Here is a 1272-nt window from a genome sequence, read left to right as displayed (position 1 = left end):
GGTAACTACATTCACTACGGCGTGCGCGAGTTCGGCATGACCGCGATCAGCAACGGTATTGCGCTGCACGGCGGTTTCCTGCCTTACACCGCAACCTTCCTGATGTTCGTGGAATACGCGCGTAACGCCGTACGTATGGCCGCGCTGATGAAAATCCGCAACATCTTCGTTTACACCCACGACTCTATCGGTCTGGGCGAAGACGGCCCGACGCACCAGCCGGTTGAACAGCTGGCCAGCCTGCGTGTGACCCCGAACATGAGCCTGTGGCGTCCAGCCGACCAGGTTGAGTCCGCGGTAGCGTGGAAATACGCTATCGAGCGCAACGACGGTCCGACGACCCTGATCTTCTCCCGTCAGAACCTGACCCAGCAACCGCGTACCGCCGAGCAGCTGGCGAACGTGGCGCGCGGGGGGTATATCCTGAAGGACAGCGAAGGTACGCCAGAGGTTATCCTGATTGCGACCGGTTCTGAAGTGGGTATCACTGTAGAAGCGGCCGACAAGCTGGCCGCGGCGGGCACCAAAGTGCGCGTGGTCTCTCTGCCGTCCACCGACGCGTTCGACAAGCAGGACGCCGCTTACCGCGAATCAGTGCTGCCGAAAGCCGTTTCCGCGCGCGTTGCGGTTGAGGCGGGTATCGCGGACTACTGGTACAAATACGTTGGCCTGAACGGCGCAATCGTCGGTATGACCACCTTCGGTGAGTCAGCGCCTGCGGACCTGCTGTTTAAAGAGTTCGGGTTCACGGTGGATAATATTGTTGCGAAGGCGCAATCCCTTCTTAAGTAATTACTTTTTATTGCAAAATTGCTTTTTAAGGCAGTGATAAAGGCCTCGGTGAAAACCGGGGCTTTTTTTGTGCTGGGCGCACGGCCTGGGGGGGGACGGCGGTGATCGGGCGGCTGCCTAACCTGCCTTGAGGTCAACGCCCTTTAACTCCGAGGCGCTTTTCCGATTTGAAAAACACAAAGAATTTTGGTCTGACCGTGCGTGGATTTGACCGCAAGGTTGCCGGTTTTTATTTAAGAGGATTGTTGGCGGATTCGGGGCTGCGCCGGGCGAAGCGTGACGAGACGCATTTGGCTCGGAACCGCGAAGCGGCGCGGCCTACGCCACGTGCGCAAGCATCTGAAACAAACTCATCGGCTGGCAAGACACATGCAAAAATAACAAGGCGTGGGGTTCCAAGGGGCCTTGGCCTGGGAAGGCCCCTTGGCTGGTCTGGGCCAGCGCCCAGCGTGCAAGGCACGTGCTTTTGACCTTAAAGAC

General features: G+C 58.4%; 1 protein-coding gene. It reads left to right on the top strand.

Annotated features, from left to right (window positions below; genetic code table 11):
- Positions 1–792, top strand: a 792-nt coding sequence (locus BS640_RS21800) for a transketolase-like TK C-terminal-containing protein (RefSeq protein WP_277620118.1), incomplete at its 5' end; no start/stop codon positions are given.
- Between the last annotated feature and the right edge of the window lie 480 nt (positions 793–1272).

Origin of the sequence: Rouxiella badensis (assembly GCF_002093665.1) — a bacterium.
GTDB lineage: Bacteria > Pseudomonadota > Gammaproteobacteria > Enterobacterales > Enterobacteriaceae > Rouxiella > Rouxiella badensis.
This window is presented reverse-complemented; position numbering and strand designations above follow the sequence as displayed.